This is a genomic window from Isoptericola sp. NPDC056573, from assembly GCF_042793335.1.
Taxonomy (GTDB): domain Bacteria; phylum Actinomycetota; class Actinomycetes; order Actinomycetales; family Cellulomonadaceae; genus Isoptericola.
The window spans coordinates 168,005-190,030 of sequence record NZ_JBHTUY010000005.1 but is presented as its reverse complement, the minus strand read 5'-3'; the positions used below and the strand labels follow the sequence as shown (position 1 = coordinate 190,030).

The window sequence follows — 22,026 nt, the reverse complement described above, 5'->3', positions numbered from 1 at the left end:
TTCCCCGACGTCGCGGGCTCTGGTTGAGTGAGCGGCGTCGAAACGTGAAGAGGTTGTCCGTCGGGGGCAGCCATGAATGAAGGAGCAGCACATGGTCGCAGAGGGTGGCAACGTCTTCGGTCTTGACGTCGAGGCGGTCCGGAGCCTGGCGAACGTCCTGCGGGAGCAGGCGGAGCAGGTGCGGACGACGGTCTCCACGATCACGTCGCAGATGGGTCAGACGGAGTGGAACGGTCCGGACGCGGTGCAGTTCCAGGAGGAGTGGGACGGGACGCACTCGGCGAAGCTGAACGAGATCGCGTCGGCGCTTGACGGGTACGCCTCGACGGCGGACAACAACGCGTCGCAGCAGGAGGACACCTCGAACTCGTACTGAGTTCGGGTGGGGGTCCCCGCTGCGGGGACGAACGAGGGGTGCGGACCACGGGCGTGGCGCCGCACCCCTCGCGGTCGGTGGGGGCGGCGGCAGGGCCGGGACGGAGCCCCGGTGGCGCACTCGTCGTGCTCGGGTCCGCCGGGGAACGGCGCCGTTCCCTGACCGCTCCCTGGGCGGTGGTATCGAACCGGATGGGTAGCGCTCCCCATTCCCGGATGCCCCGGGCTCTGGTTGAGTGAGCGGCGTCGAAACGTGAAGAGGTTGTCCGTCGGGGGCAGCCATGAATGAAGGAGCAGCACATGGTCGCAGAGGGTGGCAACGTCTTCGGTCTTGACGTCGAGGCGGTCCGGAGCCTGGCGAACGTCCTGCGGGAGCAGGCGGAGCAGGTGCGGACGACGGTCTCCACGATCACGTCGCAGATGGGTCAGACGGAGTGGAACGGTCCGGACGCGGTGCAGTTCCAGGAGGAGTGGGACGGGACGCACTCGGCGAAGCTGAACGAGATCGCGTCGGCGCTTGACGGGTACGCCTCGACGGCGGACAACAACGCGTCGCAGCAGGAGGACACCTCGAACTCGTACTGAGTTCGGGTGGGGGTCCCCGCTGCGGGGACGAACGAGGGGTGCGGCACACGGCAGAGAGGTGCCGCACCCCTCGAACGCTGGGTCGGTCGAGTGGTGCGGATCCCGGACGGACGTCCGGCGGGGTGTTGAGGAGGAGCTGTGGGCGAAGGGATGTACGGCGCCGATATCGAGGCGCTGCGTCTGCTCGCGGACAAGATCGCTGAGGGTGGCACCACGCTGGAGGCCGTCATCACCGCGGTCGAGACGGCCATGCCCGGTCCGGAGGGGTGGGACGGCCCCGACGCGGAGGGGTTCCGCTCGGAGTGGGGCGACACGCACGTCGTGCGCCTGCGTGACACGGCGAACCTGCTGCGCGACGTCGCGACGAAGGTGCGCGAGAACGCGGACGAGCAGGACACGACGTCGAACGACTACTCGGGCTTCGGCGGGGCCACGGGCAGCGGCACCGGGAACGCCGGCGGTGGCGGCGGCGGTGGCGGTGGCGGCGGGGTCGGCGACGAGGAGGCGGAGGGCGGGGAGAACCCGCTGTCGTCGCCCGGGGCCGACCCGACGCGGACGCCGACCGACACCACCGACCCGGACCACCACTGGACCGACGGCTACGAGGGCGGCGAGCACCGCGGTCCCTCGTACCAGGCCGAGAACCAGATCCGGACGGGCGAGAACGGCACCGGTACCGGTGAGGGCGACGGCACCGGCGACGGCACGGGTGACGGCACCGGCAACAACAGCAACCTGACCAGCTCGGAGAAGGGGAACGTCGGCGAGACGCTCCTCGAGGGGGAGACGGGCGGCTTCGTCGGGTACGAGGCGGGCGCCGAGGGCGAGTTCGGCTCCGAGGACGGCGTGCACGGCTCGGGCGAGGCGGGCGTGGCCGCCGGTGCCGGGTACGACGCGTCCGGCGAGGTGAGCATCTCGGAGAACGGCCTCGTCGCGGAGGGCTCCGTCGGCGGCAGCGCCGGCGTGAGCGCGAACGCGAGCGGCCAGGTCGGCGTCGGGGAGCACCTGACGGCCGAGGGGTCGGCCGACGCGCTCGTCGGCGCCCGGGCCGAGGCGACCGGTGGCGTCTCCGTGGGTCCGCACGGCCTCGGTGCGAGCGTCGGCGTCGACGCCTTCGCTGGTGCCGAGGCGGGCGTGGACGGATCGGTGAACATCGCGGGTGCGCAGGTGGGGGCCGGCGCGGAGGTCTACGCGGGTGTCGGCGTGACCGCCAACGCGGACGTCAACGTCGGCTGGGACAGCGTGGGTGTCGACCTGGAGCTGGGTGCCGCGCTCGGCGTCGGCGCCGGCTTCGACGTCTCGTTCGACTGGTCGCCGTCGGAGACGGTCGACGCGATCGGTGACCTCGGCGGTGACTTCGTCGACGGGATCACCGGTGGATGGTGGTGACCCGTCATGGCAGCGACTGATTGGATGAGGACATGAGCACAGTCACCTACCCGAGCGAGACGTTCCCGGGCTTCCCCGAGATCTCCATGGACTGCCCGGAGGGCTGGGCGCCGCACCCGGTGCCGGCCGCACAGCTCGCCATCGTGCAGCAGCGGCCCGACGGGGAGTTCCGCCCCAACGTCGTCGTCGTGATGCAGCGGCTCAGCGGTGACCAGACGATCGAGGAGGTCATCCAGCAGGCCGTCGAGCGGCTGGAGGCGACCCCCGGGTACGAGGAGGTCGGCCGCATCCGCACGACGCTCGCCGGGGCCCCCGCGGCCCGGATCGAGGGCGCGTGGTCCACGGAGGAGACCGGCACGGTCGCCCAGGCCCTGCGCATCGCCGTCATCGAGCACGACGGCGTCCGGGACGTCGTCGAGGTCACGGGGACGTGCGCGGGATCGCAGGCCACCGAGGTCTGGCAGACCGTCCGGGCCATCCAGGACAGCGTCGAGCTGGTCGCCCGATGACGGCCGAGGACCGGGGGGCCCAGCGCTTCGCGGTGGTCAGCCGCGTCGTCGTGCTCGTCGTCGGCATCGCCCTCCTGGCCTTCGGCGCCCTCGCGCTCGCGTCCGGCAGCACGGTGCTGGGCATCGTGCTGATCGTGGTGGCGGCGCTGCTCGTCATCGCCCGAGGGGTCTGGACCGCGGTGCGCGGCACGCGCGCCGTGGCGGCCGGCAGGGAGAAGGCCCAGGTGCCGGACGCCCCGGTCGTGGCGCCGGGCTCGGCGTCGCCCGTCGACCGTGTCGTGGCCGACCTGGTCGGGATGAACAGCGACGGCCTGCCCTACCGCATCGACGCGACGCGGTCGGGGGACGACGTCGAGGTCGAGGTCCGGTGGAAGTCCGAGGAGCTCCGCTGGCAGACGCTCTTCGTCCGCGGGCGGGTAGCGTACGCGTGGCGCATGGAGCTGACGCTCGACCCGGCGAAGGCGCAGTACAAGTTCACCGAGTACTCCGGGACGGCGTCGACCAACGCGGGCTTCGGCCCCGGCGGCGTCTACGCCCGCGGCGACTGGAACTGGAAGCGGGGCAAGACGGCGTTCCAGACGTCGGCCTCGTTCCGCGAGGGCGCCGACGGCCAGATCGTCGTCGCGGACGCCAGCGGCGCGCGAGCCTCCTGGGAGGGCGCGACCATCATCCGCCCCGCCGACGCGAAGAAGCCGGTCTTCACCGTGCTGCGCAACCACGGGTGGCGCCCCCGGGCCGACTGGGCCGGCTCGCGCATGTTCGAGAACTAGCCACACCCATCGAAGGACACCTATGAAGCAGATCCGCACCCGACGTCGCGCGCGCCTCGCGCTCGCGGCCCTGATCGTGGCGCCGGCTCTGGCCGCGTGCTCGTTCTCGGCCGGCGAGCTCGAGCCCGTGGGGGGCGACGCCGAGGCGTCGCAGCCTGCCGAGGAGTCGGCGGAGCCGACCGAGTCGGCTCCCGAGGAGACGGCCGCCGCCGAGCTCACGACCATCCACGCCGAGCACATCGCGGCGCGGGTCCCGGCCGACTGGCAGCAGGTCGGCGACGCGGACGGCTGGTCCTACGTGCACCAGAAGGCGAACGACTCCGGCGGCGTCGCCGGTCGTGTCGGCTTCATGCCGGGCGGCTCCGCGATGACCGCGCAGGAGTCGGTCGACTGGTACGTCAGCCAGGTCGAGGGCAAGGGCGTCACGGACGAGAACTACGCGCCCGTGACGACGCTCCGCGACGAGCCGGAGCGCGCGAACACGTCGTACACCTACTCGTCCGGCGGCGAGACGTACACCTCGGTGGTGTGGGGGCTCGTGGACGGCAACGGCATCCCGTCGCTCGTCCAGCTGTCCGGCACCCAGGACATCATGACCGAGGACTTCGTCACCGGTTTCGACCAGTCGCTCAACCTCAACGGCGACTGGGAGGGCAAGGCCGCCGGCTGACCGGCTCCCGACCGCGCGCAGGGGCGGTGCGACCTCAGGGTCGCACCGCCCCTGCGGCGTCCCGGGTGGCGAGGCGCGACGCGCGGGCCTGCCGGGTGCCGTCGGCCGTGAGGATCACGAGCGCCACCCACACGAGCACGAACCCGGCCCAGCGGGTGGGCGGCATGTGCTCCCCGAAGACCAGCAGGCCCAGCAGGAACTGGAGCACCGGGGTCAGGTACTGCAGCATCCCGACGACGGACAGCGGCAGCCGGCGCGCGGCGGCCGAGAAGAGCAGCAGGGGCAGCCCGGTGATGACGCCGCAGGCGGCGAGCAGGAGCGCGTGCCCCATGCCCTCGGTCGTGAACGTGCCGACGCCGGTGACGCCGAGCACCACGAGGTATGCCAGGGCGAACGGGGTGGCCACGGCCGTCTCCGCGGCCAGGCCGGGCAGCGCGCCGACGTCGCGCCCCACCCGGTTCTTCACCAGGGAGTAGAGCCCGAAGGCGCCCGCGAGGACGAGGGCGATCCACGGCAGGCCGCCCACGCCCGTGGAGATCACCACGACGGCCGCGGCTCCGAACCCGAGCGCGACCCACTGCGCCACGCGCAGGCGCTCGCGCAGCACGAGCACGCCGAGGAGCACGGTCAGCAGCGGGTTGATGAAGTACCCGAGGGCGGCGTCCAGCACGTGGCCGGAGAGCACCGCGTACACGTACGTGGTCCAGTTCGCGATGATCAGGACGGACGCGACGGCGAGCGCGCCCATGACGCGCCCGTTGCGCAGGACGGCGAGGAACGACCCGAACGTGCGCGTGACGAGCAGGAGCACCACGCAGAACACGAGGCTCCACACCACGCGGTGGGCGATGATCTCGACCGGGCCGGCGGGCTCGAGCAGCGGGAAGAAGAGGGGCATCGCGCCCCACAGGACGAACGCCGAGAGGCCGAGCGGCAGCCCCCAGCGGTCGGGGGAGGAGGGGGACGTCACCGCCTCAATGTAGGGCCCCGGCGTACCCCGCGTGCGGTCGTGACGGGGGCCACGGCGGGACGATTTCCGCCGGGGCCCTCCGGGGCGTTATGGTTCTACCCGCGAGCTCGTCCGCGAGCCCGCACGGCAGGTTGCCCGAGCGGCCAAAGGGATCTGACTGTAAATCAGACGGCTCAGCCTTCGGGGGTTCGAATCCCTCACCTGCCACCGCGACGGACGGGGCGCCACCCTCGGGAGGCGCCTCGTCCGACGTCTGGAGGGGCCTGCACGGCCCCGGTGCACGATGTGATCGAGCGGGCATCCCGCGGATTTCATCAGGTGCCGAGAGCCGTGTAGAGTCTTCTCCGCTGCCCCGATAGCTCAGTCGGCAGAGCGTCTCCATGGTAAGGAGAAGGTCAAGGGTTCGATTCCCTTTCGGGGCTCTGTGATGTGACGCGGGACCGTCGTCCTTGTTCGAGGACGAATGGTCCTGCGTTCCGTCACGCGCGGCGGGGTAGCTCAGCTGGTCAGAGCGCACGACTCATAATCGTGAGGTCGCGGGTTCGAGCCCCGCCCTCGCTACCGACACCATCACGGTTCGACGGCCGGCGTCGGACCGGCCTGTTCCTTGATTCACGTGGCGCCTTCCGGGGGCGCGAGAGGTGACACACCATGGCTGCCAAGAGCGCGGACGTCCGCCCGAAGATCACGCTGGCCTGCGTGGACTGCAAGGAGCGGAACTACATCACGAAGAAGAACCGTCGTAACGACCCCGACCGTCTCGAGCTGGCGAAGTTCTGCCCGCGCTGCGGCAAGCACACGTCGCACCGCGAGACCCGCTGACGCAGCTCTCGACGGATCACCGCACCGACGTGGCGAACACGCTTCCCGATCGAGGCTTCGCTGGCCGCGAGTACCCGGCCACCGCCCCCTACTCGGTAGGGCGCGAGAAGCTCCGTGAGTTCGCCTCCGCCGTCGGTGCCGCCCACCCCGCGCACCACGACCTCGTGGCAGCGCGGGGTCTCGGCTATCCGGACCTGGTCGCGCCCCCCACGTTCGCCGTCGTCGTCGCGCAACGGGCCGAGGCGCAGTACGTCCAGGACCCGGCCGCCGGGATCGACTTCTCGCGCGTCGTGCACGCGGACGAGAGGTTCACGCACCACCGGCCGATCGTCGCGGGCGACGAGCTGGTCACCGTGCTCCACGTGGACTCGGTGACCGAGCGGGCGGGCATCGCGATGGTGACCACGCGCTGCGAGATCTTCGCGGCCGCGGACGGCGCGGCCGACGACCGCGCCCGCGAGCCCGTCGCGACCGTCAGCTCGAGCCTGGTGATCCGCGGGGAGGACTCCTGATGGCACACGAGCAGCCCCGCCCCGTGCTCGCGGACCTCGCCGTCGGCGACGTCGTCGCCACCGGCACGGTCGAGCTCGACCGCGCCCGCCTCGTGCGCTACGCCGGGGCCAGCGGCGACTTCAACCCGATCCACTGGGACGAGTCCTTCGCCACCGGCGTCGGGCTGCCCGACGTCATCGCCCACGGCATGCTCACGATGGGTTCCGTCGTCGGCGTCGTCGCCGACTGGGCGGGGGACCCGGGCGCCGTCGTCGCCTACCAGACCCGCTTCACGAAGCCGGTCCCGGTGCCGCGCGACGGTGGCGCCGTCGTCGAGGTCTCCGCCGCCGTCGGCGCGATCGACGCCGACGCCGGGACGGTGCGGGTCGACCTCACGGTGACCCACGAGGGCGCCAAGGTGCTCGGCCGCTCGCAGGCCACCGTCCGCCTCTCCTGATTCCCGCCGTCCGTCCCCCGGGCGTGGCCGGATCTCGTCGCGATCTCGCGCGACGAGATTTTTTACGTCTATCACTTCCCATGAAACGGGATTTCACGGTTCGATGACGAGGTGCGCCCCGAGCGCACTCCGTCCTCGAGAGGAGCACTCCCCGTGAGATCCGTACGACGACGCACCACCGGGCTGGCAGCCGCCGGCCTCCTCCTGCCCCTGGTCACGATCCCCGCGGTCGCCGCGGGGGCGGGGCCGTCCACCGCCCCCACGTCCGACGTGACCTGCGACGCCGTCGTCGCCGCGCCGGACCGGGAGTCCGCGTTCGCCGCGGCGAGCGACGCCACCGGGGTCCCCGCCGACCTGCTCAAGGCCGTCTCCTACATGGAGTCCCGCTGGGACCAGCACGCCGGCACCCCCAGCATCGACGGCGGCTACGGCCTGTTCAACCTGCTCGACCACGCGCCCGAGGCGCCCGACGGGGCCGGCAAGGACGCCACGCCCCGCACCGCCGTGAGCGAGCTCGACCGCGCCGCCGCCCTGACCGGGCTGCCCGTCGCCGAGCTGAGGTCCGACGCCGCCGCGAACACCTGCGGCGCCGCCGCGCTCCTCGCCTCCTACCAGGAGGACGCGGGCGAGGGCGCGGGCGACCTCGCGTCCTGGGGAACGGCCGTCGCGCGGCTGGGCGGCTCGCCGTCGTTCGCCGCGCGGGTGTACTCGACCCTGCGGAAGGGCGAGAGCCGCACGACCGACGACGGCGGTCTGGTCACCCTCGCCGCCCGTCCGGACGCCGTCCTGCCCGAGGCGTCCGCGGCCGCGGCGAGCGACCCGGCCGCCGACTGCCCGCCCGACCTGGGCTGCGACTGGATCCCGGCGCCGTACGCGAAGGGCAGCGCCGACCTGCCCGACGACACGGGCAACTACGGCAACCACGACCAGGCCGACCGCACGGGCGAGGGCGGCCCGTCGATCGACTACATCGTCGTCCACGACACCGAGGGCGGGTACGACGGGACCCTGAACATGGTCCAGGACCCGAACTACCTGGCGTGGAACTACACGCTGCGCTCGTCCGACGGGCACGTGGCGAACCACCTCGAGCCCTCCGACGTGGGCTGGCACGCCGGCAACTGGTACATGAACATGCACTCGATCGGCCTGGAGCACGAGGGCTGGGCCGGCACGTCGGGCTGGTTCACGGAGGCGCTCTACCAGTCGTCCGCGCAGCTCGTGCGGTACCTGGGCGAGAAGTACGACGTCCCGCTCGACCGCGCGCACGTCATCGGGCACGACCAGATCCCCGGCATCCTGCCCGGCTACACGAAGAGCGTGCACTGGGACCCGGGCCCGTACTGGGACTGGGAGCACTACTTCGAGCTGCTCGGTGCACCGATCGGCGGCGGGCTGGACACGACGACGGACGTCGCGCCCGGCGACGTCGTCGAGGTGGTCGCCGGCTACGACGACAACGCCAACCCGGTCACGGGGTGCGAGCAGGCGTCGCCGGGGTCCGGCGACTGCGTCGCGGGCGCCGGCACCAACTTTGCGGTGGCGTACCAGGAGCCGTCGCTCGACGCCCCCTACGCCCGTGACCCCGGCTGGAAGCCGGGCGGCGCGGACGGCACGACCTACGCCAGCGACATCAGCGCGCGCGTCACCTCGGGCCACAAGCTCGTCGTCGCGCAGGTGCGGGACCAGTGGCTGGGCGTGTGGTGGGCCGGGTCGCTGGCCTGGATCCACAACCCGGCGGACCGCCCCGTGGTCGTGCCGAGCACCGGGCAGACGGTGACCGTGAGCGGGGACGAGACCGCGGCCATCTACGGCCGGGCGTACCCGGAGGGCGAGGCGTACCAGCCCTACCCGGGCATCGCCGAGCAGGCGGTCACGCCGATCGAGTACACCATCGGGGCCGAGCAGAGCTACGTGGTGTCCGACGACTCGGTCTCGACCGACTACTACTACGCCACCTCGTTCGACGGCTCCGTGCCCGACGACCGCACGGACGTGCGCGGCGAGGACGCCTACTACCAGCTCTGGTACGCGCACCGGCAGGTGTTCACCCGGGCCGCCGACGTGACCCTGCACGACCCCGTCGTCACCGACGTCGAGGGGCCGAGCATCGAGGGCAGGGCGAAGATCGGCAAGGTCCTCACCGTCGACCCGGGGGAGTACCTGCCCGGGGACGGCACCGACGTCGACGTGCAGTGGCTGCGCGACGGCGAGCCCGTGCGCGGCGCGGACGGCACGCGGTACCACCTCACCGGTCGTGACCGCGGCGCGGACATCTCGGTCGAGGTGACCGTGTCGGCGCCCGGCTACACGTCGGCGACGTTCACGTCCGACGCCGTCGGCCCGGTCCGTCCGCACTGACGCCGAGGTAGCCCGGCCCTCGCCGAGGTAGCCCGGCCCTCGCCGAGGTAGTTCGCACATCTGTGCGAACTACCTCGGCGAGGTTCGTGCTACCTCACCAGTTGGGGGTGGCCCCGGGGACGTTGCGGGGCAGCTTCACCTGGTGCGGGTGGATGACGTAGGCGATGCCGTCGGTGGACGTCTGCCACACGCGCTCGAAGTTCTCGCGGGTGTAGACGCTGCGCACGTCGGCGTCGGTCGCCTTGTTGGGGTCGTTGATGACCGGGTCGCCCTCGGCGGTGAAGCCGACGATGGTCACGAGGTGGCCGTCGGTGCCGTAGCCGGCCTCGGGCATCTCCTCCTCGGCGAAGTGGATCGACACGACCAGCGGGATGCCCGCCGCGACGAACCGCTCCGCCTCGGCCAGCGACCGCAGGCGGGTCACGAACGACTCCAGCCCGAACCGGTGCGCGTAGGCGGTGTTGAACGGCCAGTTGCCCGAGCCCTCGTACGTGTAGTCCCACGTGTTGATGGCGGCGTAGGCGACCTGGGGGTCACCGTTCGGGGCCACGATGTCCTCGAGCTCCGACGCCGGCACCTGGTGCTTCCTGCCGTAGGAGTACTGGATCATCGTCGTCGACGTCGGGGAGCACCACACCTGGCCGCCGCCGCCGAACTCCGGGTACTCGCCGATGTGGGTCAGCTGCGAGTAGCCGGGCACGTCGAGCTCGACCGCGCGCCCCAGCGTGAAGTCGCTGGTGCCGGTGTAGGCGGAGTCGGGCAGGTACTCGTTGGTCATGGTCGTCACGCCCGCCAGCCGCGGGGTCGCGGTCGACCCGGCCGGCCGGTAGAGCGTGACCCGGGTCTGGAACGCCTCGGGCTCGCGCCCGGACTTGGCGACGTACGTGTCGGTGAACAGGTACGCGTCGTCGTCGTTCTGACCGTCCACGGAGGTGCGGTGGATGTCGCCCACGCCGCCGTCGGCGGGCTCGACGTCGTCGCCGGACGCCCAGCGCCCCATGACGAACCACTTGGTCCACGCGCCGTCGGCCTTGCGTCCGCGGAACTCGACCTCGACCCACGTGCCGGTGGGGGTGGTGGCGTTCCAGGACGTGAGGGACTCGTCGACGGCGTACCCGGTCTCGACGACCGGCGACGTCCAGGTGCCCGTCTCGTACTCGACCGCGGCGCCGTCGCCGAACGGGTCGGTGTACTCCGTCTTCGGGCCGCCGGGACCACGCAGGCCGAGGGTGCCGCGCGCCCCTGGCCGCAGGTTCTCCCACTCGCCCTGCCGCAGGTCATCGATGCCCTGCCAGTGGGTGGTGGTGATCTTGTGGCCGGTCGGCCCCGGGTCGTCCGTGGGGGCCGCGCCGGCCGCGCCCGCGGTGGGTGCGATCACCGCCCCCGCCGCCAGTGCCGCCGTCGTCGCTCGCATCCAGCTCCTTCGTGCCGTACCTCGCGCCGTGCCTCTCATGGGTCCTCCCCGCAGGCGGGGGCGGTGGACGGTCCCCACTGCCCTGATGGCGAAGACTTTCCCAGATCGTGCGGTCCGTGTCACGGGTTTGCGGGCAACGCGGGCGCCGTGGCGCCGCGGTGTGATCTGCGTCGCTGCGGTTGGCAGCGGAAGTCTCGGCACCTAAGTTAGGCGAGGCTGACCTAACCCGATCCTCGTAAGGAGCCCCGTGACGATGCCCTCCGCCCTGCTCGGAGCCGCGACCGCGGCCGACTACGCCGGCGCGCTGCACGCCGTCGTGGACGACGTGGCCGCCCGCGTCGAGACCGCCCGCCAGCCGTTCTGCGGTGCGAGCCGCCGCGAGCTGCAGGCGCTCGTCGACGCCGTCGACCTCGACGGGCCGCCGGTCGGGACGCCCGACGCGCTGCGCGAGAGCGCCGACCTCTACGCCTCGCACGCCGTCTGGTTCCACCACCCCGCGTACGCCGCGCACCTCAACTGCCCGGTGGCGCTCCCCGCGGTCGGGGCGGAGGCGATGCTCGCCGCGATCAACACGTCCGTCGACACGTACGACCAGTCCACGGTCGCGACGCTCATGGAGCAGCGCCTCGTCGAGTGGACGGCCGGCCGCATCGGCTTCCCGGCCGGGAGCGACGGCGTCTTCACCTCGGGCGGCACGCAGTCCAACCTGCAGGCGCTGCACCTGGCGCGCGAGGCCGCGCTCACCGGGCCCGACGGCGCCCGGCTCGGCGGCGCGGCGCGGCGCGAGCGGCTCGGCCGGCTGCGGGTGCTCGCCACGACCGCCGGGCACTTCAGCGTGGCGCGCTCCGCGCTGCTGCTCGGCCTCGACGACGACGCCGTGATCGGCGTCGGCACCGACGCCGAGGGCCGCCTCGACCCGGGCGCGCTGGCCCGGGCCCTGGTCGACGTCGAGCGGGCGGGCGACGTCGTCATGGCCGTCGTCGTCACCGCGGGGACCACCGACCGCGGGTGCGTCGACCCGATCGCCCCGGTCGCCGACCTGTGCGACGCCGTCGGGGCCTGGCTGCACGTCGACGCCGCGTACGGCGGCGGGCTGCTGGTCTCGCCGCGCCGTCGCCACCTGCTGGAAGGCGTCGAGCGGGCACGCAGCGTCACGGTCGACTTCCACAAGACGTTCTTCCAGCCGGTCTCCTCCAGCGCGCTCCTGGTGCGCGACGCCACCGACCTGGCGCGGGCCGCGTGGCACGCGGACTACCTCAACCCCGCCGAGGAGGCGGGGGAGCCGAACCCCGACCTCAACCTCGTCGACCGGTCGCTGCAGACCACGCGCCGGTTCGACGCGCTCAAGCTGTGGGCCACCCTGCGCGCCGTGGGCGCGGACGGGATCGGCGACATGGTCGACGCCGTCTGCGACCTCGCCGCGGCCGTGCACGCCGACCTCGCCGAGGACCCCGACCTGCAGCTCCTCGCCCCCACCGACCTGTCCACCGTGCTGTTCCGCTACCAGCCCGGCGGCCTCGACGACGCGCAGGCCGACGCCCTCGTGCCGCGTGTGCGGCGCGTGCTGTTCGACTCCGGCCGCGCGCTCGTCGCGAAGACGGTGATCGACGGGCGTCCGTGCCTCAAGCTCACGCTCCTCAACCCGGACGCGACGCTCGACGACGTCCGCGGCGTGCTCGACCTGGTGCGCGCCACGGCGCAGGGGCTGCTCGCCGGCGAGGAGCTGCTCGACCTGGACGCGCCGCCGTGCCGGGGCGTCCACCCGCGCCTGACCCGGGCGTCCGCCGTGCCCACCGACCCCGCCCTCGAGGAGGTCGCCCGATGACCCGCCCGACCGACCGTGCCCACGACCGTGCCCACGACCGCACCTACGACCTCGTCGGCATCGGCGTCGGGCCGTTCAACCTGGGCCTCGCCGCGCTCGCCGACCCGCTCGACGACGTCGACGCCGTCTTCCTCGACCGGCGCGAGGGCTTCAGCTGGCACCCCGGGATGATGCTCGAGGGCGCCACGATCCAGGTGCCGTTCCTGGCCGACCTGGTGACGATGGCCGACCCCACGTCGCCGTACTCGTTCCTCGCGTTCCTCAAGGACACGGGCCGGCTGTACCCGTTCTACATCCGTGAGTCCTTCTACCCGCTGCGCGCCGAGTACGACGAGTACTGCCGCTGGGCGGCCGACCGGCTCACCACCCTGCGCTGGGGCCGTGACGTCACGGCGGTGGACCGGGACGAGGAGACCGGTGACCTGGTGGTGACCGCCCGCCTCTCCGCCGGCCCGGACGGCACGGCCCGCACGGAGACGTACCGGGCCCGCCACGTCGTCCTCGGCGTCGGGACGACGCCGCAGCTCCCCGGACCGCTCGCCGTCCTGGCGGCGGAGGCGGCCCGGCACCCAGGCGCCGGGCCGGTCGTGCACAGCGCCGACTACCTGCCGCACCGCGACGCGCTCGCCGCGTCGGGCGCGGTGACCGTCGTCGGGTCGGGGCAGTCGGCTGCCGAGGTGTACCGCGACCTGCTCGAGGACGCAGCGCCCGACGCCCACCGCGTGGACTGGGTGACCCGCTCGCCGCGCTTCTTCCCGATGGAGTACACGAAGCTCACGCTCGAGATGACGTCGCCGGAGTACACCGACCACTACCGCGCGCTGCCCACCGAGCTGCGCGAGATCCTCGGCCGCGAGCAGCGCGCGCTGTACAAGGGGATCAGCGGCGACCTCGTGGACGACATCTACGACACGCTGTACCGCAAGTCGGCCCTCGGGCGAGAGGTGCCGACCACCCTGCTGTCGGACACGGAGGTGGTCGCGGCGCGCTACGAGCCCGACGACGGAGCCGACGGCAGCACCGACCGTGCGGGGGAGTACGTCCTCACCCTGCGGCACGGCCAGCTCGGCACGACGGCGGAGCACCGCACGCGCGCCGTCGTCGCCGCCACCGGGTACGGGGCGGGGGTGCCCGGCTTCGTGGCGCCCGGCCTGGTGGACCTCGACGAGCTGGGCCGCGTGGACGTGGCCCGCGACTACACGGCCGGCGCGGGCGGCCGCCTGCACGTGGGCGGCACGGAGGCGCACACCCACGGTGTCACCGCGCCCGACCTGGGCTTCGCCGCCTGGCGGAACTCCGTGATCCTCGCGCAGGTCACCGGCCGCGAGCCGTACGCCATCGAGCGACGGATCGCGTTCCAGACGTTCGGCCTGCCGGGCGGCCGGCCCGACGGCGAGCCCTCGACGCCCTGGTCGCCGCCCGAACCCGCCGCGGCCGTGCGGGAGGTGGCCCGATGACCGCCGTCGCCGAGACCCGGACCGCCCGCGGCGCCGGCACGCCCCGCACGTCCCCGGACGCCGTCGTCCTCGAGCCGGTCGACCCGGCGCGGGACGCCGCGACCGTGCACGGGTGGCTGACCCACCCGGCGTCGGTGTTCTGGCAGATGGGGCACCTGGACGTCGCGGAGGTCCGCGACTACCTCGCCGACGTCGCGGACGACGACCGGCAGGACGGCTGGCTCGGCCGCGTCGACGGCGTCCCCGCCTTCTACGCCGAGACCTACGACCCGGCCCGCGTGCTGCTCGTCGGCGTGCACGACGCCGCACCCGGCGACGTCGGCATGCACCTGCTCGTGGCGCCTCCGCCCGACGACCCGGCCGCCCGCGCGCCGGGCTTCACCGACGCGGTGATGGCCGCCGTCGTGCGCTTCTGCCTGGCCGCGGAGGGCCGCGGCGGGGCGCGCGTCGTCGTCGAGCCGGACGTGCGCAACCGCGCGATCGCCGCGAAGAACGCGGCCGCCGGGTTCCGCGTGCTGCGCGAGGTGGAGCTCGACGACGGCGACGGGCCCGGCGGGCACACCAAGCGCGCGGCGCTGAGCGTGTGCACGCGGGCGGACTTCGCGGCCTCGCCGCTCGGCGCCCTCGCCGGCCTCGGCGAGGGCGACGGCGCGGACCTCGCGCCGCACCTGCGCCCCGACGTCGCCGAGCACGCCCACCGGCACCTGGCCGCCAAGGCGCTCGCGGAGCTCGCGCACGAGCGGCTCTTCCGCCCCGAGCCCGACCCGGAGCCGGGCCGGTTCGTGCTCGCGCTCGACGGCGTCACGTACCGGTTCGCGGCGCGGACGTTCGCGCTGGAGCACTGGGTGGTGGACCCGGCGTCCATCACGCGCACGGCGTCGTCGGGCGACGGCGCCGACCTGCCCGTGGACGCGCTGGAGCTGGTGGCGGAGCTGCAGCCCCTGCTGCAGATCCCGGACGACCTCGTGGCGACCTACCTCGAGGAGCTGTCCTCGACCCTCGCCGCCGCGTGCGCCAAGCGCGACCGCGAGCTGGCCGGTGCGTCCCCGCAGGTGCCGGCGCTGCTCACGGACCTGGTCCCGCACGGCTCCGGCGCCGGCGACGAGGGCGACGACGACCGGCGGCGGGCCGACGCGTTCCAGGCCACCGAGGCGGCGATGACCGAGGGGCACCCCGGTTTCCTCGCGAACAACGGCCGCATCGGGTTCTCCCTCGACGACTACCGGTCGTTCGCCCCCGAGCGTGGCGAGCGGATGCGCCTGATGTGGCTGGCGGCGCGGCGCGAGCACACCCACCTCGCCGTCGGCGACGGCCTCACCGAGCGGGAGCTGTACGGCGCCGAACTCTCCGGCGCCGAGCGCGCCGCGTTCGCCGAGCGGCTGGCCGCGCGCGGCCAGGACCCGGCCGACTACCTGTACCTGCCGGTGCACCCCTGGCAGTGGCAGCACCGCGTGCCGATCACGTTCGCCGCGGACGTCGCGCGGGGCGACCTGGTACCCCTCGGCCCGGGCGCCGACGAGTACCAGCCGCAGCAGTCGATCCGCACGATGTTCAACCGCACGCGGCCCGAGCGGCACTACGTCAAGGTGGCGCTCGCGATCCAGAACATGGGCTTCCTGCGCGGGCTCTCCCCGGCCTACATGCGCGGCACCCCGGAGATCAACGACTGGGTGGCGGGCGTCGTCGCGGGCGACCCCACGCTGCGCGACGCCGGGTTCGGCGTCCTGCGCGAGCGCGCGTCGGTCGGCTACACCGGCGACGTCTACCACCGCACCGCCCGCCCGAGCGCGCACCGCAAGATGCTCGCCGCGCTCTGGCGCGAGTCGCCCGTGCCCCGTACCGCGCCGGGGGAGCGGCTGGCGACCATGGCGAGCCTGCTGCACCGCGACGCGGCGGGGCGGGCGCTCGCCACCGCCCTCGTGCGGGAGTCGGGGATCGCGCCCGAGGCGTGGCTGCGCGCCTACCTCGACGCCTACCTGTACCCGCTGGTGCACTGCCTGCGCGCGCACGACCTGGCGTTCATGCCGCACGGCGAGAACCTGGTGCTCGTGCTGCGCGACGGCGTGGTGCGGCGGGTGTTCATGAAGGACATCGGGGAGGAGATCGCCGTCCTCGGGCACCGCGAGCTGCCGGCCGGCGTGGAGCGGGCGCGCGCCGTCGTCGACGCCGACCAGAAGGCGCTGTCGATCTTCACCGACGTGTTCGACGGCGTGCTTCGCCACCTCGCGGGCATCCTCGCGGTGGACGGCCTGCTGGGCGAGGACCGGTTCTGGGCCGTGGTGGCCGACGTGATCGACCGGCACGGGGCGGAGCACCCCGACCTGGCGGGGCGGATCGAGCTGCGGGGCCGGCGGTTCGCGCACTCGTGCCTCAACCGGCTGCAGCTGCGCAACACGCTGCAGATGGTGGACCTCACCGACCAGTCCGCCTCGCTGCTGTACGCAGGGACGATGGCCAACCCCGTCGCCCGCCCGGACGCCCCGTGACCCACCCCTTCGAGCTCTTCCGCGACGACCTCGGGGTGCCGCACGTGCGGGCGGGCTCGGAGGCGGACCTGGCGTACGGGCAGGGCTACGTCACCGCGCTGGACCGGGGCTGGCAGCTCGAGGTCGACCGCTGGTACGGCGAGGGGCGGCTCGCCGCGCGGGTCGGCCCGGCCGGGCTGGAGTGGGACCGGTTCGCCGCCCGCGTGCGCCTGGCCGACACGACGCGCCGGGTCTGGGACGCGCTCGCGGAGCCGGAGCGGGCGTGGCTCGGCGCGTACGCCGACGGCGTGCGCGCCGGGCTCGACGCCGGCGGTCGGGACACGCCCGAGCGGGCCGAGCTCGCCCGCGCCCTCGGCGGCGCGGACCTGCCCGACGACGAGCCCTGGCGGCCCTGGACGCCGGTCGGCACGTTCCTGGTGCACCACGTGCTGTTCAGCGGCTTCCCGCACCTGCTGTGGCGCGAGCACGTGGCGCGCACCCTCGGCCCGACCCTGGGCGACGCGGCCGTCGGCTGGTGGGGCGCACGGGACGGCGCGGGCGGCCCGTCGTCGGGGTCCAACGCGTGGGCGCTGCACGGCTCCCGCACGGCGTCCGGCGCTCCGCTGCTCGCCGGCGACCCGCACCGGCTGCTCGAGCTGCCCGGCGTCTACCAGCAGGTCCGGCTCGCCCGCCCGGGGCACGACGTCGTCGGGCTGGCGTTCCCCGGCGTCCCCGGGGTGCTGCACTTCGGGCAGGCGGTGTCGTCGGCCGGATCCGCCGAGACCGTCGTGGCCTGGGGCGTCACCAACGCGATGGCGCACCACGTCGAGCTGTACGCGGAGGGGTGCGACGCCGCCGCCGCGGGGGCGCGGGTGGTCGCGCAGGGTTCGGACACCGTGCCCGTGCGCGGCGGCGAACCCGTGGTCGTGCGCTGGGCCGAGGCGCCCCGCGGCCCGCTCGTCACAGACCGGCACAGCCTCCGCTGGCCCGTGCGCGTCACCGCGGACGCCGGTGTGGCCGCCTGGCGCGCGCTCCAGCACGCGGCCACGGCGCGCGACGTCGCCGCCGCGTTCGCCGGCTGGGTCGACCCCGTGGACCGGGTGCTCGCCGCCGACTCGACCGGCGAGGTGCTGCGCCTGACCGCCGGCCTGGTGCCCGAGGTGGCGCCGTCGGGCCGCGTCGTCCCGGCGACCGGCGGCACCTCGCCGGGGTGGCGCCGGCTGCCCGCGCCCGCCGTCGTGACCGACGTCGCGGTGGACGCCAACCACCGCCCCGCGCGGACGGAGCACGACCTCGGCCACGCCTACGCCCCGCACCGGGCCGCGCGCGTGCGCGCGCTGCTCGCCGACCTGCCGCCCGGCGGGGAGACGGCCGAGGCCCAGGACCGCGTGCTCGCGGACACCCACGACGGCGGCGCGGCGGGGCTCGTCGCCCGGCTCGGGCCGGGCCCGTCCGTCGGCGCGCTCGGGGCGGCCGAGGCGGTCGGCGCTGTCGGGACCGCGGGCCGCGCTGCGCGGCTGCGCGCGTGGGCGGCGGCGGGCGCGCGGATGGACGCCGGCTCCGCGGACGCCGCGCTGTTCGCGCGCTGGCGGCACGCGCTGGTGCGCCGCGTCGCGGCCGACCCGGCCCTCACCGCGCTGCACGAGCCCCACGGCCTGCCCGAGGTCTTCGCGCCGTGGCTCGACGTCGTCGCACGCGTCGGAGACGCGCTCGCGGTGATCCTGGGCTCGGGCGTCGTCGACGACGGGCGCCTGGCCGCGGAGGCGCTCGCGGACCTCGACGAGGTCGACGTCCACGACGAGCCGAGCGGCGATCACCCGGGCGACCACCCCGGCCGCCCGGTCGAGATGTGGGGCGACCTGCACCGCCTGGCCCCGCTGCACGCGCTGGGCCTGGTGCCGGGCGCGGCGGCGCCCGCGGTGCCGGCGGAGCACGCGCGTCCGCTGGGCGGGTCGGTCGACGCGGTCCGCTGCACGGCGGGCGTGCCCGGCGTGACCCACGCCGTCCTGCACGGGTCGGTCGCCCGCTGGGTGTGGGACCTGGGCGACCGCCGCCGCAGCCGCTGGGGAGTGCCGTTCGGCACCTCCGGCGACCCCCGCTCGCCGCACTTCGCCGACCAGCACCCCGCGTGGGCCGAGGCGCGCACCACCCCGATCGAGACCGACTGGGCGCGGCTGCGCCCGGAACCCCTGCCGACCCGACGACCCTCGGAGGACCGATGACCCGCGAGCCCACCGCCGACCACCCGACCGAGCCCCTGCCCGATTCCCTGCCCGAGCCCGCGACGTCCAACCGCCTCCTGTCCGGGGCGCGCGGCGCGGAGGTGTGGCGCGCCGACGTCCCGGGCGCGGGCACGGTCACGGCGCACGTGCTGGATCCGGTCGCCGACCTCGACGTGCTGCACGAGTGGGTCAACCGCCCGCACGCCGGGTTCTGGGGCCTGGCGGGCCTGAGCCGCGAGGACCTGAGCGCCACGTACGCGTTCGTCGACTCCCTGCCCACGCACCACGCCTACCTGGTGCGCTGGGACGGCGAGCCGGTGGTCCTGGTGCAGCTGTACCACCCGGAGGACGACCCGGTCTCGACGGCCTACGACGTGCTCCCCGGCGACCTCGGCATGCACTTCTTCAAGGGCGGCGACGGCCCGGCCGCGCGCCACGACGTCGTGCCGTGGGCCGTGGTCGGGCCGGCGGTGCTCGCCTTCGCATTCGCCCGCCCGGGCACGCGGCGGCTGGTCGGCGAGCCGGACGCCCGCAACCGGTCCGCGGTCGCGCGTATGGCGGCGTTCGGCTTCGAGGCCGCGGGCACCGTGCGCTTCGAGTCCCCCCAGGGGCCGAAGGAGGCCGTGCTGGCGTTCTGCCCCCGCGAGCGCGCCGAGGAGCTCGTCGCGGCAGCGTTCGGCGCCGCCGGCTGAGCCGGCGCCGGGCCGGCGCCGGGCCGGCGTCAGGCCTGCGGGTCGGCGGGGCGGACGACGTCGGGCACGGGGCCGGTCGTGGTGCCGGGCACGAGCTCCACGGGGAGCGTGGTGCAGGTGGGCGCCTCGTCCGCGAGCACGCCCAGGACGGCGCGGCCGAGCGCGGCGCCCTTGGCCTGCAGCGGCTGGTGCACGCTGGTGAGCACGTCGGGGGAGAGCCACGGCAGGTCGATGCCGTCGAAGCCCGCGACCGAGACGTCCTCGGGCACGCGCAGCCCGAGCTCGCGGGCCGCGATGACGGCACCCGCGGCGAGCAGGTCCGAGTGCGCGACGATCGCCGTCGGGCGCTCCGTCTCGGGCACCCACGCCCCGAGGATCTCCGTCGCGGCGTCGCGACCGTGCTCCACGAGGGACGCGGGCGTCTCCCACGAGATCACGGGCTCCACCGCGTCGCGGACGCCCGCGAGACGGTGCCGCGTCGACGTGCGGTCCGCCTGGGCGAGGCGCGCCGCGTCGATCGGGCCGGACCGCTCCGCGGCGTCGAGGGGCAGCGTGATCTCCGCGATGCGGGTGTGCCCCAGCTCCTGGAGGTGGCGCACGGCCAGGGCCGTGCCGGCCCGGTCGTCCAGCGCGACGAGCGGCGCGCCCTCGACCCGGCCGCCCTCGCCGACCACGACGGGGACGTCGCGGCGGCGCAGGGCCGCGAGCGTCGCGTCGTCGGTGAGCACGCCCCACACGAGCACGGCCACGTCCATGGCGGCGGACTCCAGCAGGGGGTCGACGGCGGGCACGGGCGCCGTCTCCTCGCCGTCGACGCGCGGCCCGGGGACCGCGCGCACGCCGGGGATGAGCAGCACGCCCAGGCCCTCGGCGCCGAGCACGTCCACGAGGCCGTCGAGCACCTTGACCGCGACCGGGTCGCGGAAGGCGCGGCCGGGCTGGTCGCCGAGGACGACGCCCACGATGCCGGAGCGTCCGGAGCGCAGCTGCCGGCCCAGCGGGTTGGGGCCGGAGTAGCCCAGCTCGGCGGCGGCGGCGAGCACCTTGTCGCGCGTCTCGGCGGTGATCGGTCCCGCGCCCGAGAACGCCAGCGAGGCGGTGGAGACCGAGACACCCGCGAGCTCGGCCACCCGCGCGAGGGTCGGTCGGGCGTTGCTGCGGCCCATGGGGCTCCTTCCGGCGAGGTCCGGGGCGAAGCCTACCCGCGCTGACCAGCGCGTGCTCGAATCGATTTGACCGGCGTGGCGGAATCCGGAAGCGTCGGACCGTGAGCACCGATCTGCCGCCCGAGCGCCCGGCCGCGCCGCCCGCGCACGCCGTCCGTGCGGCCTGGGCCGTCTTCGTCGTCTTCGTGGTCGCCGGGATCGGGATGGCCACGTGGGCCTCCCGCATCCCCGCGGTGCGTGACGGCCTCGGCTTCTCCGAGGCGGAGATGGGCGTGCTGCTGCTCACGGGAGCCATCGGGTCGCTCGTCGCGCTGCCGCTGTCGGGCATGATCGCCTCCCGCATCGGCGCCGGCCGCACCTGCGTGTCGTTCGCCGCGCTGGCCGCCGCCGGCTTCGCCGTCGCCACCCTCGCCGTCGACGGCGACCACCCGATGCTGGTGCGCGTCGGCCTCTTCCTCGGCGGCATGGGCGTGGGCATCTGGGACGCGGCGATGAACCTCGAGGGCGCCGTCGTCGAGCAGCGCCTGGGGAAGTCCGTCATGCCGCGCTTCCACGCCGGCTTCTCGCTCGGGACGGTCGCGGGCGCGGGCATCGGTGCCCTGGCGGCGCACGCCGGCGCCTCGCTGCCCGGGCACGTCATCACCGTGATGGTGATCGACCTGCTGGTGGTGGTGGCCTGCGTGCGGTTCTTCGAGCCGACGGCGGACGCCGCGGCGGTGGGGGCGCCCGCGCCGGACACGCGGGCCGACCCGGCCACGGCCGTCGACACGGGCACCGGCCACACCCTGCGCGACACCCTGGCGACCTGGCGCGAGTCGCGCACGCTGCTCGTGGGTCTGGTCGTGCTCGCCGCCGCCCTCACCGAGGGGGCGGCGAACGACTGGGTGAGCCTCGCCGTCGTCGACGGCTTCGGCACCGACGACTCCGTCGGCGCCATCGGCCTCGCCGTCTTCCTGTGCGCGATGACGCTCGCCCGGCTGGCGGGCACGTCGCTCATCGACCGCTACGGCCGCGTGCCCATGCTGCGGGTGTGCGGCGCGGCCGCGCTCGTGGGCGTCCTCGTCTTCGCGCTCGTGCCGTCCCTGTGGGTCGCGCTGGTCGGGGTCGCGATCTGGGGCGCCGGCGCGTCGCTCGGGTTCCCGCTGGGCATGTCCGCCGCCTCGGACGACCCGAAGCGGGCCGCCCTGCGCGTTTCCGTCGTCTCGACGATCGGGTACTCGGCGTTCTTCGTCGGCCCCGCGCTCATCGGCTTCCTCGCCGAGCACGTCGGCTACCGCGACGCCCTGCTGGTGCTGGCCGTGCCCGTGGCGCTGGGGCTGCTGGTCGCCGGGGCGGCGAAGCCGCTGCCGGCCGCTCCCGACCCGGCGCGTACGCTGGGCGAGTGA

General features: G+C 74.5%; 19 protein-coding genes and 3 tRNA genes. 19 read left to right on the top strand and 3 right to left on the bottom strand.

Features of this window, described 5'->3' with window-relative positions:
- The first annotated feature begins 91 nt into the window (after positions 1 to 91).
- From ACFQ8E_RS10815 to ACFQ8E_RS10790, 6 genes are all read left to right on the top strand, one after another.
- Positions 92 to 376 carry a WXG100 family type VII secretion target gene (locus ACFQ8E_RS10815; protein WP_430550550.1) on the top strand — a complete coding sequence of 95 codons (285 nt, stop codon included), beginning with the start codon at positions 92 to 94 and terminating at the stop codon, positions 374 to 376.
- Positions 377 to 675: 299 nt separating this feature from the next.
- Positions 676 to 960: a WXG100 family type VII secretion target gene (locus tag ACFQ8E_RS10810; protein ID WP_430550550.1), complete on the top strand. Its 285-nt coding sequence runs from the start codon at positions 676 to 678 to the stop codon at positions 958 to 960.
- A 138-nt stretch (positions 961 to 1,098) separates the two neighbouring features.
- Positions 1,099 to 2,349 carry a hypothetical protein gene (locus ACFQ8E_RS10805; protein WP_430550549.1) on the top strand — a complete coding sequence of 417 codons (1,251 nt, stop codon included), beginning with the start codon at positions 1,099 to 1,101 and terminating at the stop codon, positions 2,347 to 2,349.
- Positions 2,350 to 2,381: 32 nt separating this feature from the next.
- On the top strand, positions 2,382 to 2,858 hold the full coding sequence (locus ACFQ8E_RS10800; protein ID WP_430550548.1) for an LpqN/LpqT family lipoprotein: 477 nt from the start codon (positions 2,382 to 2,384) through the stop codon (positions 2,856 to 2,858).
- Complete coding sequence (locus tag ACFQ8E_RS10795; RefSeq protein ID WP_430550547.1) at positions 2,855 to 3,628, top strand: hypothetical protein; 774 nt, start codon at positions 2,855 to 2,857, stop codon at positions 3,626 to 3,628. Before ACFQ8E_RS10800 ends, ACFQ8E_RS10795 begins: the two co-directional genes overlap by 4 nt.
- A 22-nt stretch (positions 3,629 to 3,650) precedes the next feature.
- A complete protein-coding gene (locus ACFQ8E_RS10790) occupies positions 3,651 to 4,298 on the top strand; it encodes a hypothetical protein (protein WP_430550546.1) in 648 nt (215 codons plus the stop codon).
- A gap of 34 nt (positions 4,299 to 4,332) precedes the next feature.
- On the opposite strand, the gene rarD is transcribed toward ACFQ8E_RS10790, so the two are convergent.
- Complete coding sequence (gene rarD, locus ACFQ8E_RS10785) at positions 4,333 to 5,268, bottom strand: EamA family transporter RarD (protein ID WP_430550545.1); 936 nt, start codon at positions 5,266 to 5,268, stop codon at positions 4,333 to 4,335.
- 125 nt (positions 5,269 to 5,393) lie between these two features.
- On the opposite strand from rarD, the gene ACFQ8E_RS10780 reads away from it, so the two are divergent.
- From ACFQ8E_RS10780 to ACFQ8E_RS10750, 7 genes are all read left to right on the top strand, one after another.
- Positions 5,394 to 5,475, top strand: a tRNA-Tyr gene (locus tag ACFQ8E_RS10780).
- Positions 5,476 to 5,617: 142 nt separating this feature from the next.
- Positions 5,618 to 5,690 (top strand) — tRNA-Thr (locus ACFQ8E_RS10775).
- Between the two features lie 65 nt (positions 5,691 to 5,755).
- Positions 5,756 to 5,829: transfer RNA gene (locus ACFQ8E_RS10770), tRNA-Met, on the top strand.
- A 90-nt stretch (positions 5,830 to 5,919) separates the two neighbouring features.
- Positions 5,920 to 6,090 (top strand): 50S ribosomal protein L33, encoded by a 171-nt coding sequence (rpmG, locus tag ACFQ8E_RS10765; protein WP_079572326.1) that lies wholly within the window; start codon positions 5,920 to 5,922, stop codon positions 6,088 to 6,090.
- 29 nt (positions 6,091 to 6,119) lie between these two features.
- Positions 6,120 to 6,602 (top strand): MaoC family dehydratase N-terminal domain-containing protein, encoded by a 483-nt coding sequence (locus ACFQ8E_RS10760; RefSeq protein ID WP_430550544.1) that lies wholly within the window; start codon positions 6,120 to 6,122, stop codon positions 6,600 to 6,602.
- Entirely contained in the window at positions 6,602 to 7,039 is a 438-nt protein-coding gene (locus ACFQ8E_RS10755) for a MaoC family dehydratase (protein WP_430550543.1), read from the top strand. Before ACFQ8E_RS10760 ends, ACFQ8E_RS10755 begins: the two co-directional genes overlap by 1 nt.
- Before the next feature lie 153 nt (positions 7,040 to 7,192).
- On the top strand, positions 7,193 to 9,400 hold the full coding sequence (locus ACFQ8E_RS10750; RefSeq protein WP_430550542.1) for an N-acetylmuramoyl-L-alanine amidase: 2,208 nt from the start codon (positions 7,193 to 7,195) through the stop codon (positions 9,398 to 9,400).
- A 94-nt stretch (positions 9,401 to 9,494) separates the two neighbouring features.
- Here ACFQ8E_RS10750 and ACFQ8E_RS10745 read toward each other — a convergent pair whose 3' ends face one another.
- Positions 9,495 to 10,814: a C39 family peptidase gene (locus ACFQ8E_RS10745; RefSeq protein ID WP_430550541.1), complete on the bottom strand. Its 1,320-nt coding sequence runs from the start codon at positions 10,812 to 10,814 to the stop codon at positions 9,495 to 9,497.
- 253 nt (positions 10,815 to 11,067) lie between these two features.
- Here ACFQ8E_RS10745 and ACFQ8E_RS10740 point away from each other — a divergent pair, with 253 nt between their 5' ends.
- From ACFQ8E_RS10740 to ACFQ8E_RS10720, 5 genes are read left to right on the top strand one after another with little or no spacing between them, the layout of a single operon-like run.
- Complete coding sequence (locus ACFQ8E_RS10740; RefSeq protein WP_430550767.1) at positions 11,068 to 12,639, top strand: pyridoxal phosphate-dependent decarboxylase family protein; 1,572 nt, start codon at positions 11,068 to 11,070, stop codon at positions 12,637 to 12,639.
- On the top strand, positions 12,636 to 14,096 hold the full coding sequence (locus ACFQ8E_RS10735) for a lysine N(6)-hydroxylase/L-ornithine N(5)-oxygenase family protein (protein ID WP_430550540.1): 1,461 nt from the start codon (positions 12,636 to 12,638) through the stop codon (positions 14,094 to 14,096). Before ACFQ8E_RS10740 ends, ACFQ8E_RS10735 begins: the two co-directional genes overlap by 4 nt.
- Positions 14,093 to 16,582, top strand: a complete 2,490-nt coding sequence (locus ACFQ8E_RS10730; RefSeq protein ID WP_430550539.1) for a GNAT family N-acetyltransferase — start codon at positions 14,093 to 14,095, stop codon at positions 16,580 to 16,582. The genes ACFQ8E_RS10735 and ACFQ8E_RS10730 overlap by 4 nt, the downstream gene beginning before the upstream one ends.
- Positions 16,579 to 18,783, top strand: coding sequence for a penicillin acylase family protein (locus ACFQ8E_RS10725; protein WP_430550538.1), 2,205 nt, complete (start codon positions 16,579 to 16,581; stop codon positions 18,781 to 18,783). Before ACFQ8E_RS10730 ends, ACFQ8E_RS10725 begins: the two co-directional genes overlap by 4 nt.
- Positions 18,780 to 19,475 carry a GNAT family N-acetyltransferase gene (locus ACFQ8E_RS10720; protein ID WP_430550537.1) on the top strand — a complete coding sequence of 232 codons (696 nt, stop codon included), beginning with the start codon at positions 18,780 to 18,782 and terminating at the stop codon, positions 19,473 to 19,475. The genes ACFQ8E_RS10725 and ACFQ8E_RS10720 overlap by 4 nt, the downstream gene beginning before the upstream one ends.
- 29 nt (positions 19,476 to 19,504) lie before the next feature.
- Here the strand turns inward: ACFQ8E_RS10720 and ACFQ8E_RS10715 are convergent, their stop codons facing one another.
- Positions 19,505 to 20,641, bottom strand: coding sequence for a LacI family DNA-binding transcriptional regulator (locus ACFQ8E_RS10715; RefSeq protein WP_430550536.1), 1,137 nt, complete (start codon positions 20,639 to 20,641; stop codon positions 19,505 to 19,507).
- 101 nt (positions 20,642 to 20,742) lie between these two features.
- Here ACFQ8E_RS10715 and ACFQ8E_RS10710 point away from each other — a divergent pair, with 101 nt between their 5' ends.
- Positions 20,743 to 22,026: an MFS transporter gene (locus ACFQ8E_RS10710; protein ID WP_430550535.1), complete on the top strand. Its 1,284-nt coding sequence runs from the start codon at positions 20,743 to 20,745 to the stop codon at positions 22,024 to 22,026.